Below are 14,287 nucleotides of genomic sequence, written 5' to 3' on the forward strand. Positions count from 1 at the left end.
AAATATATAGATAAATATGAACCTCCCAAACTGCCCCCAATGTGATTCAAATAATATCTCACGAAATGGTATCATTAAAGAAAGACAGCGTTTTAAATGTAAAGATTGTGGATACAATTTTACAGTAGAAAAAATGGGTAAAAGTATCGAAAGCTATTATGTGATTAAGGCTTTGCAGCTTTACATTGAAGGGGTAAGTTATCGTGAAATTGAACGATTATTAGGTGTTAGTCACGTTTCTGTAATGAATTGGGTAAAAAAATACCAAGTCAAGATTCCCAAACAGACGCTTTATCATCCAACATATAAAGTGATGAATCATAAAGAATTAGCCGAGTTTTTTGCGAGTAGAGAAAATCTCAAAGGAGCAGGAATGGTAGTAACAGAGTTAGGAGATAAGTTTATGCTCATTAAATGGGAAAGATTTAAAAAATGATTCCGTATTTGATAAATATAGGTTAAAATTTCTCGAAATTATTAAAATAGTACAATATTTTATTGCTAAAATCTACTCATTTGGTATTTAAAATATTATTTCGTTTACCTACTGTATTGTTTTCTATTAGTTTTATATTGTTTTGAATATTGTTGTATTTTTGAAATAAAATTTGGAAATATTTGCTTGTATTGATTTTTTATTTTAATCAACGAGAAAATTTAAAGTGCAATAAATTCTATCTATTATTAGCAAAGCTATATCAAAGATTTGCCCATTAAGGCTTTTATTGAAAGTTTTGTGTCGTTCAAATGGACGTACAACAAAACCATAATAAAAGACCTATGAAAAAATTTGTATTCACTTTATCGTTATTGCTGTTTGGTTACGGAATGACTCAAGCACAGGGTTCATCCGACTACGGAAGTGGTATTAAACTAAATGTAAATCAAGAAGGAACTAAGTCAATTAGATTTATTACTTGGAATCAAACTTGGTTTAGAGCAACACAACTAAATCCGGGAACTACCATTGGTGGCGAGGCAGCAAAAAATAACTATGATATTTCAGGCCGCCGTTTACGTATGTTGGCCTACACACAAATTAGTAAGCGTTACATGATATTGGCACATTTCGGAATCAATAATCAAACCTTTATTAACGGAGGAGGTTCTGGTTCTTCAGGAACAGGTGGATATGGAAATGGTAAAAAACCACAGATATTTTTCCATGATTTTTGGAATGAATACCATGTGATTATGCCAACCAAAGAAAATAAAAACTCTAGTTTAAGCGTAGGAGCTGGTTTGCACTACTTTATGGGCTTATCTCGAATGACTATGGCTTCTACTCTTAATTTTTTAACAGTTGACTCTCCAATTTTTTCATGGGCAACAATTGACAATGCCGACCAATTTGCTCGTCAATATGGATTTTTTGCAAAAGGAAAGCTTAATAAGCTTGAGTATCGATTTGGTTTAAATAAGCCTTTTAATACAAGTTTAGCCCCAGCAAATGTCACAGAGTCTTCTAAAGCAGTGGCGGTTGATAACAATGGCAAAAGTAGTTGGGCAAAAACAGCTTATGTAGAATATCAGTTTCTTGATACTGAAGCAAATTTGTTACCATTCAAAGTTGGTTCATATTTGGGAACAAAGCGAGTATTTAATATTGGGGCAGGTTTTTACATGCAACCAAAAGGTACAAAATCTTCAGTTAATGGAGCATTACAAAGCCATGATGTTAGATTATTCTCAATTGACTCATTCTTGGATATGCCTTTTGGTGATAAAGCTAAAAATGCTGCTGTAACTGCTTATGCTGGATATTTCAATTATAATTTCGGTCCTAACTACATACGAAATATTGGTATCATGAACGAAGGTGTGGTTAATGCTGAGTACTCTGGAAAGGATAAAGTTATGGCTGGTGCAGGAAATGCCCAACCCATGATTGGCACAGGGAGTATTTTTTACACGCAAGTTGGCTTGTTAATGCCTAAAGTTACTGAAAAGCCAAAGATGAGAGTTCAGCCATTTGTTGCTTACACAAACAAAAACTTTAAAGCATTACCAGTGCCAGTTTCTAACTTTGATTTAGGAGTAAACTGGCTTATTGATGGGCATCATGCTAAAATTACTACGCAATACTCGTTGCGTCCTGAAGTTGAAACTGCTACAAATAAGCAAAAACATCTAGGAGAATTTATTGCACAATTGCAAATCTATTTATAATAATCAACTCTAATAATATTACTTAAACTCTTAATTTATTAACACTATGTCTGACAAAAAAAGCTCGATGTTTTCTATCATTGGAGCATCATCAGTAGGTACGATGATTGAGTGGTATGACTTCTACATTTTTGGAAGTTTGGCTACAATTATTTCAACCAAGTTCTTTCCTGCAGGACCGGGAAGTGAAACTTTATCTTTCCTTTCTACACTAGCAACTTTTGCCGCTGGTTTTGTAGTACGTCCATTTGGAGCCTTATTTTTTGGCCGTTTAGGCGACCTTATTGGTAGAAAATATACATTCATGGTTACACTCTTATTAATGGGTAGTGCAACTTTTATTATCGGTTGTATTCCTTCCTATGAGACCATAGGCGTTGCGGCTCCCTTGTTAGTTTTGTTACTTCGTTTATTACAAGGTCTTGCTCTTGGAGGTGAATATGGCGGTGCCGCTACTTATGTGGCTGAACACTCACCAACCAATGAAAGGGGTTACATGACTTCGTGGATTCAAATTACGGCAACGGCTGGTTTAATAGTATCGTTAATAGTTATTGCTATTACAAAGATTTCAATGAGTAAAGAATCTTTTGAAGAGTTTGGTTGGAGAATTCCTTTCTTATTCTCAATCGTAATGGTGGGAGTTTCTTATATTATTCGTAGAAATATGCATGAGTCACCGCTTTTCTCAAAGGCTAAAGCAGAAGGTAAAACTTCAACTAATCCATTGAAAGAATCGTTTGGTAAAAAATTAAATTTTAAGTTTGTTTTGTTGGCACTTCTAGGTGTTACAATGGGACAAGGTGTTGTTTGGTACACTGGTCAGTTTTACGCAATGTCATTTGTAGAAAAAATTATGAATGTGCCAAAAGAACAAGTAGATAGTATCATGATTTGGGGGCTTTGTTTAGGAACACCTTTCTTTGTAGTTTTTGGTTGGTTATCTGACCGAATTGGTCGTAAGTGGATTATGTTAGCGGGTATGTTGGTTGCCATCTTATCGTACCGTTCAATTTACTCAAAAATGTACGATACTGTCGATATTAAGAAGAAAACAGAAATTCTTGAAAAAACCACTTCAATTGCTGAATTAAAAGAAAATAAAAAGAATAAAAATGGTGGAGTTGATTCAGTTTATACGGTAACTAAAGCCTTTACCGATGGTACAACCTACAAAGAAGTAAAAACCAAAACTTTGAAAAATGGGGTAGTTGAAATAAATGAAAAAGATGGAAAACCGATTGTTGAAATCAAGAAAACAGTAACTATTAATGATACCGATAAGTGGACACTCATTTGGTTGATATTCGTGCAGATGTTGTTTGTTACAATGGTTTATGGCCCAGTTGCAGCATTCTTAGTTGAGATGTTCCCTACTAAAATTCGTTATACTTCAATGTCTTTGCCTTACCACATTGGTAATGGTATTTTTGGTGGACTATTACCAGCGATTGCAACGTTTTTAGTATCAAATGCTACTAAATTAAATACAGATGCTGTTGAAGCTGGATTACCAAAAATCGTTGAACAACCTTATTTAGAAGGTCTTTGGTATCCAATTATTATTGCAGGTATTTGTTTTGTAATAGGGGCAATATATCTTGATGGTAAGGATAATAAAGTAAATGACTAATTTTTGATAAAGCATTTTAAAAAATTAAAAAAAATGAATACAATAAAAAGACTTTTAGGCATTGTTTGGATTTTAATTGGAGCATTCGCTGTCTATTATTTAATCGTTAATCAAGCAATTGCACTCTGGAATAAAGGTGGCGAGAATATTATTCCAGCCATAATTTATACAGTTATTTTATGCCCGATGATTGCAGGGGCACTCGGTACTTTTGGTATATATTCACTTCAAGGTGAGTTTGATAGCAAAGATTAATCATAATAAGTAAGGCTTAGGGTTTAATTGAGCAATGTATGCCAGTTGAGGATAATACCCAGTGGCATACATTCTTATTTTTAGTCAAAGTTAACTATATTAATTTTGCAAAAATAGCTAAATTAATCTTTGAATAGTACCATAGTAGTAGTAGTTTAGTGCAACAAATTGAACACCCTAAATGAAGCAACAAAAAGCCATAGCAATTACTATTCTGTTAGTTTTTCTATTAAACATTCCAATAATATCATTGCTTAATAAACCGCTTTTTGTATTTGGAATTCCATTAGTTTATGTATATGTGTTTTCAATTTGGGCTTTTGCAATTATTGTAATTGCATGGATAGCTGAATCAAAAAATATTGAAGATACATCAGAACATGAATAGCTATATTTTAGGTCTCATATCAATTTATTATTTAGCTTTTTTGTTTCTGGTAGCTTATCGAGCAGAGCAAAAATCTAAGAACGATAAAAGTATTGTTAGTAATCCTAACATTTATGCACTTTCATTGGCAGTTTATTGCACCGCTTGGACTTTTTATGGTAGTGTAGGAAGGGCTTCAACTGATGGTTTAGATTTTCTAACGGTTTATATTGGACCCACGATTGTTATGTTTTTAGCATTTCCGATACTAAGAAAAATTATCCGAATTTGTAAAAACCAACGTTTGACAAGTATTGCTGATTTTATTTCATCACGTTATGGCAAAAATCGTTCTTTGGGAGTGCTGGTGACCGTAATTTGCTTATTATCAGGTATTCCATATATAGCTTTACAACTTAAAGCCATCTCGAATAGCTTCGGTATTCTTACTAAAAATGTTGTGAATAATAATTTTTGGGCCGACCATACTTTTTACATAGTAATACTTTTAATACTATTTACTATTTTGTTTGGTACACGTAATGTAGAAGCAACTGAAAAGCATGAAGGGATGGTTACTGCTATTGCAGTAGAGTCGATTATTAAACTGATAGCTTTTTTATCAATTGGTATTTATGTAACCTATTGGTTGTTTGATGGTTTTGATGATATTTTTTTGAAAGCTAAAAACTTGCCATCAGCCCAAAATAATTTAATAATTGAAAAAAATACTGGGCTATCGATGTGGTTTTGGCACACATTTTTAGCAACAATGGCCTTCATCTTTTTACCACGACAATTTCAGGTAGCAGTGGTTGAAAATGTAGATGAAAAATATATAAGCAGAGCAATGTGGCTTTTTCCATTATATATGCTTTTGATAAACATTTTTGTGCTACCTATCACTTTAGCTGGCGGAATTATTTTTGGTGAAAAGGCTAATTCTGATATGTTTGTTTTATCAATACCATTGAATTTTTCAAGTGAATTATTGGCAATTCTTACGTATATAGGTGGATTTTCGGCGGCAACTGGAATGATAATAGTCGAGACGATTGCGATAAGTGTCATGGTAAGTAATAATTTATTGATGCCAACATTTTTAGGGGTTTCAGCTTTTAAAGAGTTTATAAATAAAAATCCTAGTAGGTTTATTCAATATATTAGGCGTTTGGCTATTGCTCTCATCATTTCTCTTGGTTATTTCTATTATAAATTCATCACTGAGAAATATTCTCTTGTTTCAATAGGAATGACCGCCTTTGTGGTGGTTGCTCAATTTGCTCCTTCAGTTTTGGGCGGAATTTTTTGGAAGCGAGGTACACAAAAGGGAGCGATGGCAGGTTTGGTGGGCGGAACAGTGGTATGGTTTTTCACGCTTATTATTCCATCATTTGTGAGTTCGGGGGTTATTTCTGAACAAATTATGACAGAGGGCCTTTTTGGGATTAGTCTTTTAAAACCTTTTGAACTTTTTGGAATGGTGGGAATGGATAATATCGCACATGCGACTTTTTGGACACTATTTATCAATTCAATTCTTTATGTTTTTGGCTCTCTTTTTACAAAGCAGACATCTATTGAGCATAATCAGGCAGTATTGTTTGTAGATGTTTTTCAGTATTCTAAAGGAATTGAAAATTCGGTTATTTGGAAAGGAAAGGCTTTAGTTTCAGACATAAAGACTTTATTGGAAAGCTTTTTGGGAGCGGGTCGAACTGAAAGAATTATAAGAGTATTTGCTACACGAAATAATATAAATCTTGATACACGCTATGCAGATGCTAGGTTTGTAAATTATGCCGAAAAATTATTATCAGGAATTGTTGGTACTGCTTCTGCAAGAATGATGGTTTCTTCAGTGGCCAAAGAAGAAGAAATATCTTTAAATGAAGTTGTTGAGATTTTAAAAAAATCACAAGAGTTGATGGCGGTAAATAAAGAATTAAAACAAAAATCGAATGAACTAAAGTTACTTACCGAGCAACTTCAATCAGCAAATGAGCAGTTGAAACTTACTGACAAGCTAAAAGATGATTTCTTGGCAACTGTAACGCATGAGATTCGAACACCATTAACTTCAATTAAAGCTTTATCGGAAATCTTGTATGATAATGAAGATATTGAACATGAAGAGAGACAGCATTTTTTAAATACGATAATAAAAGAATCTGATAGATTAAGTAGGTTGATAAACCAAGTTTTAGATTTAGAAAAATTTGAATCAGGCAAGGTCAGAATAGTTCAGGAGTCAATTAATTTTCAAGAAATCATCAATGATTCATTAGACTCAATTGAACAATTAGCCAAGGAAAAAGGGGTAAAAATAAAGACTGTTATTGATAAAAATTTGCCCAAACTTATAGGAGATAGAGACCGATTGATGCAAGTTATACTGAATTTACTCTCTAATGCTGTAAAATTCACAGAAGCTAATAAAGGCTTAATTACAATTACTGCATACAATGAAGAGAATAATTTGCTTTTTAATGTGATTGACGATGGAGCTGGAATAGCTAAAGAATATCAAGAATTAATATTTGATAAATTTTATCAGGCACATGACCAGACAATAAAAAAGCCTAAAGGTAGCGGTTTAGGACTTGCCATTTCTAAACGAATTATTGAACTCCATAATGGTAAAATTTGGGTAGAAAGCGAAGTAGGTAAGGGCACAAAGTTTTCATTTTCAATTCCAATAAATTAAAATTTAGTATAATCTAAGTATAAACATAGAACCCTATATAACAAGATACGACCATGAATATCCAAAAAAATATAAAAGTACTTATCGTTGATGATGAACCAAATATCTTGCTTTCATTAGAATTCTTAATGAAAAAGGAAGGATTCATTGTTTTTATTGCCAGAGATGGAGAAGAGGCCTTTGATATTATTAATCGTGAAAAACCAAGAATCGTTTTACTCGATATTATGATGCCAAAAGTCGATGGGTATGAAGTGTGTAAATTTATCAAAAGCAATAAAGATACCTCCGATACAAAGGTGGTTTTTTTGAGTGCGAAAAGTAAAGAAGCTGATATTGAGAAAGGATATAGCATTGGTGCTGATTTATATATTCCCAAGCCTTTTTCCACGAGAGATTTAGTTAAGAAAATTAATATGATGGCAGCGGGAGTGGTGGCGTAGTGCTGTAATAGAAATTATCCATCTGTGATATTCTATTATTCTTAAATTAACATTGTACAACAAAACTATAATAAAGTAATGAATTATGACTCATTTTACCAAAAAAGCATCGAGAATCCTGAAGCTTTTTGGGCCGAACAATCTGATAAAATTGCATGGTTTAAAAAGCCAACTCAAATATTATCAACAGATAAGAATGGCTTTTATCGTTGGTTTGCGGGAGGTGAGTTAAATACCTGTTATTTAGCAGTTGACTATCATATTGAGCAAGGAAGAGGAAATCAAACTGCATTGATATATGATTCTGCAGCAACTAATTCTATTATAAAATATACTTATAACGAAATTAAAGAAGAGGTTTCGAAAATTGCTGGAGCACTGAGAGATTTAGGTATAGAAAAAGGAGATACTGTGGTAATTTATATGCCTATGGTACCCGAAGCTGCCTTCTCAATGTTGGCTTGTGCTCGATTAGGTGCTGTTCACTCAGTAGTATTTGGTGGTTTTGCACCGCACGAATTAGCAATCAGAATTGATGATGCCAAGCCCAATGTAATTATTTCTGCTTCTTGTGGAATTGAGTTTGATAAAATTATCCCTTATAAACCCTTACTTGATGAAGCAATTCACTTAGCTGAGTTTAAGCCGAAAAATTGTTTGGTTCTGCAAAGACCCATGTGCCATGCCAACTTAGTAGGAGAAAGAGATATAGATTTTGCTACAATGGTTGCTCAGTCAAAACCGGCTGATTGTGTTCCTGTTGATGCTACTGACCCACTTTATGTACTTTATACATCAGGAACAACAGGAAAGCCTAAAGGTATTGTTAGAGATAACGGAGGGCATGCCGTTGCAATGAACTTCTCAATGAAATATATCTATGATTTGAATCCAAAAGATGTTTTTTGGGCAGCTTCAGATGTGGGTTGGGTTGTAGGACATTCATACATTGTTTATGCACCTTTAATTTATGGTTGTACCACAGTTTTTTTTGAAGGAAAACCAATAAAAACACCAGATGCTGGTACTTTTTGGCGTGTCATTGATGAACACAAAGTAAAAGTTTTCTTTACCGCACCTACCGCATTTAGAGCGATTAAAAAAGAGGATTCTGAAGCGAAGTTGAAAGAAAAATACGATACATCATCCTTAAAGACTATCTTTGTTGCTGGCGAACGATGCGACCCACCAACTTTAGAATGGCTTCAACAAATTGCACAAGTGCCAATAATCGACCACTGGTGGCAAACCGAAAGTGGTTGGGGAATTGTTGCCAATATGATGGGAGTAGAGCAGTTTCCTGTAAAAGCTGGTTCGGCTACAAAACCAGTTTGTGGTTTTGATGTACAAATTTTAGGAGAAAATGGTCAGAAATTAGGTCCAAATGAAGAAGGCTATGTCTGTATCAAGCTGCCACTTCCACCTAGCTGCTTACCTACACTATGGAATGATGACGACAGATTCCGTAGTTCATATCTCAATAAATTTGAGGGTTATTATTTAACAGGCGATGGTGGATACATCGACGAAGAAGGCTATGTATTTATCATGGGCCGTGTTGATGATGTGATAAATGTGGCAGGGCATCGACTTTCAACGGGCGAAATGGAAGAAATTGTAGGGTCTCATAAAGCAGTTGCGGAATGTGCAGTAGTAGGAATTGCAGATGAGCTACGTGGACAGCGACCATTAGGTTTAGTAGTTTTGAAGGATGGGATTGAGATTTCAGAAGAAGTTCTTGAAGAGCAATTAATAAAATTGATACGAGACCAAATTGGTGCAGTGGCATTCTTCCGAAATGCAATCCTTGTAAAACGTTTGCCTAAAACTCGTTCGGGTAAGATTTTACGTAAAACTATTCGTCAACTTATTGATGGTGAGCAATTTACAATACCGTCAACGATTGATGATGTAAGTATTCTTAGTGAAATTGAATTGTGTATGAGAAATAGAAAAATTGGAGTTTTTCAATAAAAAAACGGTTTCTTTTCTAAAAAATATATAAATAAATGCCCAAAGTTATCTGGATTTCTAACCTTAGAGTTTTCGCAACTCTCACTGTCATTATGCTCCACTGTGCCGCAGGTGGGATTTATTTGATGGGTAAAATTCCAGATTCATGGTGGTGGATTTGCAATGCTGCTAATGCTTTTGGGCGATTTGCCGTACCTATTTTTGTGATGCTTTCAGGGTATTTACTCTTAGGTAAATACAAAAATTTAATTGATTTCCTTTCAAAAAGGTTTTCAAGAATATTTATTCCATTTCTAGTATGGACGCTCATTTATATGCTTTGGGGTAGTTATTTTGGAGTTATTCCTGCCGAAAAAACGAAGCTTGAAATAATTGATATTCTTCGAAAAATTATGTTTGGAGGTGCAGGGGGCTCAGGGCATTTATGGTTTGTTTATATGCTTTTAGGAATCTATTTATTCCTGCCAATTTTGAGTAAATGGATTACACAAGCAAGTTCGCAAGAAATAAAATACTTCCTGATTTTATGGGTAATTTCTTGTACTGTTTATCCGTATTTTAATCGATTTTTGGGAATTAAAATTAATTTCGAAATAAGATATTTTTCAGGATACATAGGCTATTTTGTTTTAGGTTATTTTCTTGGGAATATACAATTTTCTAATGCAATCCCCAAAATTGGATATTTGGCTTTAGGTATTTTTGTAATTAGTTGGATAATAACTTTTGTTGGCATTTATTTTTCAACGATAAGCAACAGAAGTATCTATGAAGCCAACCTTTTTGATTATCTAAGTCCGAGTGTAATTATGATGTCTGTTACAGCGTTTTTGGCTTTTAAGAATTTATTTAATCTTGAATTCCTACCCAATCTAACTACGCAAATAGATAAATTTAGTTATGGCATGTATTTGATGCACCTAATTCCGATGAAGACTATTTCAAGACAATGGCACATTAATTTTAAATGGATTCATCCGATAATAGGCATTTCAACCCAATTTATTCTTACAGCTTTGGTATGTTATTTTGCAATGCTGATTATTAGTAAAATACCAAAAACAAGTTGGATAACGGGTTAACAGATTTTTAAACAAATTAGTATATTTTAGTCAATTTATTCAATAAATACCTTACCAAATGAGAATTTCTGATTTTAATGATTACGAAATCCAATACAAGCACTCAGTTGAAGACCCAGAGGGTTTTTGGGCGGAGATTGCTGCCAATAACTTTGAATGGAGAAAACCATGGAAAAAAGTATTGAATTGGAATTTTACTGAGCCAAAAGTTGAATGGTTTGTAGGTGGAAAGCTCAATATTACTGAAAATTGCCTTGATAGACACGTAAAGGATAAGCCTAACCAACCAGCAATTATTTGGGAACCAAACGACCCAAATGAAGAAGCGGTAATCCTTACCTACCGTCAATTATTTGAACGTGTTTGTCGTTTCTCAAATGTCTTAAAACGAAATGGCGTAAAGAAAGGAGATAGAGTGTGTATTTATATGCCAATGATTCCTGAATTAGCTATTGCAGTTTTGGCTTGTGCTCGTATTGGAGCAATTCACTCGGTTGTTTTTGGTGGTTTCTCTGCATCTTCAATTGCTGACCGTATCAATGACTCTCAATGTGTGGCAGTAGTTACGACTGATGGTGCCGTACGTGGTAACAAATCAATTCCAATGAAAGATACCGTGGATGATGCTTTGATTGGATGTCCTTCAGTTAAGAAAGTAATTGTGACAACGCGTACACGAACGCCTGTGAGTATGATTAAAGGCCGTGATGTATGGTGGGAAGAGGAAGAAAAACACGTAACAAGTGATTGCCCAGCAGAAGAAATGGATTCAGAAGACCCGCTATTTATTCTTTATACTTCAGGTTCAACTGGAAAACCAAAAGGAGTTGTTCAAACTTGTGGCGGATACATGGTTTATTCAGCTTATACTTTCTTGAATGTATTTCAGTATAAACCTGGGCAAATTCATTTCTGTACTGCTGATATTGGTTGGATTACCGGACATTCATACATTGTTTATGGACCATTAGCAAATGGTGCAATAACACTTTTGTTTGAAGGTATTCCTACGTATCCTGATGCAGGACGTTTTTGGGATATTGTTGAGAAACACAGCGTAAATATTCTTTACACAGCACCAACAGCGATTCGTTCATTAATGGGCTTTGGCTTAGAATACGTAGAAGGAAAAGATTTGAGTTCTTTGAAAGTTTTGGGTTCAGTTGGTGAACCAATTAATGAAGAAGCTTGGCAATGGTATTCAAAAAATATTGGAAAAGATAAATGTCCAGTAGTTGATACTTGGTGGCAGACCGAAACTGGTGGAATCATGATTTCAGCATTGGCTGGCATTACACCGCTCAAACCAGCTTGGGCGTCATTGCCACTACCGGGTATTCAAATGATGTTGGTTGATGAGCATGGAAATGAAATTGAAGGTGGTGATGTAAGTGGAAACCTTTGTATTAAATTCCCGTGGCCTTCTATTTTACGTACAACTTGGGGCGACCATGAACGTTGTAGAACGAATTACTTCTCGGCATACCCAAATTTATACTTCACCGGTGATGGAGCGATGCGTGATGCCAATGGTTTTTATAGAATTACTGGTCGTGTAGATGATGTGTTAAATGTATCTGGACACCGAATTGGTACGGCAGAAGTTGAAAATGCTATCAACATGCACACTGGAGTTGTTGAAAGTGCCATTGTTGGGTATCCTCATGATATTAAGGGTCAAGGAATTTATGCTTATGTAATCTGTGAAAGCATGATTCATGATGAAGACCTTACTCGTCGTGATATTTTAGCCACTGTTTCACGTGTTATTGGGCCAATCGCAAAACCAGATAAAATTCAATTTGTAAGTGGTTTGCCAAAAACTCGTTCGGGTAAAATTATGCGTAGAATTCTTCGTAAAATTGCAGAAGGCGATGTATCTAATTTAGGTGATACTACCACACTTCTCGACCCCAACATCGTTGATGAAATTAAGAATGGAGCTGCTGCATTGAAGTAGTTTTATATTAGAGGCTTGGATTTGATTCAAGCCTCTAAATTTTTGGTTCAATCCAAAGTGCAGTTAAAATCGATAAAATTAAGATAAACCATATCCATTCGGGAACACTTACGCTAAGTTTTTGCTCGGTGTTGATACTTGAATTTGAGGTGTTTAAATATGGTTTTATGGCATTTGCTTTGGTTAATTCACTGTGTTTATCTTCTACAAATACTTCTAAAGAATCTTGAAATTTCTGCCAATTTTTATTTTTAAATGAATAATAAACTTTATTTGAAGTTGAGTTTATAGGAGATTTCTGTTTTTGAATGGTATCTTCTTCAATAATTACTGAACTAGATTTTTGGTCATTATTGAAATTCATTTCAAGTTTCGAGTTTGAAAATATAGGTCCATCCAAAAGAATAGTAGTAGATTTTGGAGGTAATAAATAATGTATAGTCCCCTGCCAAATTTTCATGTATGTTAAACTATCCCCACTTAAAATTAAAGGAAATGTTTCGTTTAATAAACTAAGCCCAATTCTACCATTTCGTTTCTGAATAGCAATTGGAAATTCTGCGTTTAGTTTTTGAAAATCAGTACTTTGGAAGGCAAATGGTTTAGCCGTTAAGTCTGTTAAAATTGGAATATTTTCTTGTGTACTGATACGTTTAAGTGCCCAGTTCGTTCCAAAGGTTTGATTGATACTTTTTGCCGCTAAATCTGCTTGTTCAATATTAATAAATAATATAGATTTACCTTCATTAAAGGCTTTTTTTACAGTAGTATTTTCAACATTATTTGGGTCAGTGATGATAATATCTGCTACAAAATCACTTTCTGATTGATTGATTGAAATAGTACTTTGCGTATTTTTTGCAACATTACTGATTATTTTTACTTGATTACCATTTTTTCCAAGCCAATCGGCTAATATTTTACCTTCAAAATCTGGATTTGAAAGAATCATCAACACTTTAATCGGTTGATTTTTTTGACTGAAAAACTTAATTTCTTGAATTTTTTTTTCATTCAAAACTAAATCAAATGTGTTGCGTCCAATAGAAAATACTGGAGTTCTAAGACTAAAATAATTGAAACCTTTTTTTAGATTAACACTATCAATGGTTTGATTTCCCCATTTAAGTGTAAGTTTTTGATTTTCAGATGAATGAATTTTTCCGTTTATTTCCTGAATATCTCCTTTATTCACAATTGCTCGCCATTGAACCTCTTGTATTTCATTATCTTTAAAAAATGGTAGCCAATGAATGGTGTGATTTACAAGTTTGCTCAATATCTCAGGCCTAACATCCTGCCCTAAGAAGTATATTTGCCCAATTTGAGTTTCAAAACCGTCGTTTTCAAGTAAACGCTTATTGAATTTTTGTTGAGTAAAATACTCTTGTATTTTTAAACTATCTTTAGTTTTTTGAATTATTTCAAGCGGAATATTCTCAGAAACTACTAAAATCTTATTCGTATCGCTTTGTTTATGATAAGTTGGATTGATAATAAATAAACTAATAATTAGCCAAAGAGCGATATTGAGTCCAACTTTTATGCCATATCTTTTACTTCCCTTCTCTTTGATTAACTTAAAATATTGAATAAATAGTAAAGCCACCAAGGACATTCCTAACAGCCAATCATAAATGCTCAGATTTTGTATTTGTTGAATTAAATTCATCTAAATTTTTCGACCAATGATTTAA

11 protein-coding genes are annotated in these 14,287 nt (G+C 33.9%); 10 read left to right on the forward strand and 1 reads right to left on the reverse strand.

The features are described 5' to 3' along the window. Nucleotides 1-16: 16 nt before the first annotated feature. The 10 genes from A6M55_RS06860 to acs all read left to right on the forward strand — a co-directional run bounded on the left by A6M55_RS06860 (nt 17) and on the right by acs (nt 12,590). A complete protein-coding gene (locus A6M55_RS06860) occupies nt 17-436 on the forward strand; it encodes a helix-turn-helix domain-containing protein (protein WP_015030613.1) in 420 nt (139 codons plus the stop codon). A 344-nt stretch (nt 437-780) separates the two neighbouring features. Beyond that, the gene (locus A6M55_RS06865) at nt 781-2,169 is read left to right on the forward strand and encodes a hypothetical protein (RefSeq protein ID WP_064197037.1); all 1,389 of its coding nucleotides are present in this window, start codon (nt 781-783) and stop codon (nt 2,167-2,169) included. Nucleotides 2,170-2,215: 46 nt separating this feature from the next. Beyond that, a complete protein-coding gene (locus A6M55_RS06870; protein ID WP_064197004.1) occupies nt 2,216-3,802 on the forward strand; it encodes an MFS transporter in 1,587 nt (528 codons plus the stop codon). A 33-nt stretch (nt 3,803-3,835) separates the two neighbouring features. Next, the gene (locus tag A6M55_RS06875; RefSeq protein ID WP_064197005.1) at nt 3,836-4,057 is read left to right on the forward strand and encodes a DUF6814 family protein; all 222 of its coding nucleotides are present in this window, start codon (nt 3,836-3,838) and stop codon (nt 4,055-4,057) included. A gap of 181 nt (nt 4,058-4,238) precedes the next feature. Next, a complete protein-coding gene (locus A6M55_RS06880) occupies nt 4,239-4,445 on the forward strand; it encodes a hypothetical protein (RefSeq protein ID WP_015030617.1) in 207 nt (68 codons plus the stop codon). Beyond that, the gene (locus A6M55_RS06885) at nt 4,438-7,131 is read left to right on the forward strand and encodes a sensor histidine kinase (protein ID WP_064197007.1); all 2,694 of its coding nucleotides are present in this window, start codon (nt 4,438-4,440) and stop codon (nt 7,129-7,131) included. Before A6M55_RS06880 ends, A6M55_RS06885 begins: the two co-directional genes overlap by 8 nt. A 53-nt stretch (nt 7,132-7,184) precedes the next feature. After that, on the forward strand, nt 7,185-7,574 hold the full coding sequence (locus A6M55_RS06890; protein WP_015030619.1) for a PleD family two-component system response regulator: 390 nt from the start codon (nt 7,185-7,187) through the stop codon (nt 7,572-7,574). Nucleotides 7,575-7,619: 45 nt separating this feature from the next. Beyond that, entirely contained in the window at nt 7,620-9,548 is a 1,929-nt protein-coding gene (locus A6M55_RS06895) for a propionyl-CoA synthetase (RefSeq protein ID WP_409012483.1), read from the forward strand. Nucleotides 9,549-9,583: 35 nt separating this feature from the next. Then, nucleotides 9,584-10,630 carry an acyltransferase gene (locus A6M55_RS06900; RefSeq protein WP_064197011.1) on the forward strand — a complete coding sequence of 349 codons (1,047 nt, stop codon included), beginning with the start codon at nt 9,584-9,586 and terminating at the stop codon, nt 10,628-10,630. Between the two features lie 58 nt (nt 10,631-10,688). Beyond that, nucleotides 10,689-12,590, forward strand: a complete 1,902-nt coding sequence (gene acs / locus A6M55_RS06905; RefSeq protein WP_015030622.1) for an acetate--CoA ligase — start codon at nt 10,689-10,691, stop codon at nt 12,588-12,590. A 34-nt stretch (nt 12,591-12,624) separates the two neighbouring features. On the opposite strand, the gene A6M55_RS06910 is transcribed toward acs, so the two are convergent. After that, entirely contained in the window at nt 12,625-14,262 is a 1,638-nt protein-coding gene (locus A6M55_RS06910; protein WP_064197013.1) for a hypothetical protein, read from the reverse strand. Nucleotides 14,263-14,287 lie beyond the last annotated feature (25 nt).

The sequence above is a fragment of the Emticicia sp. MM genome (assembly GCF_001649495.1).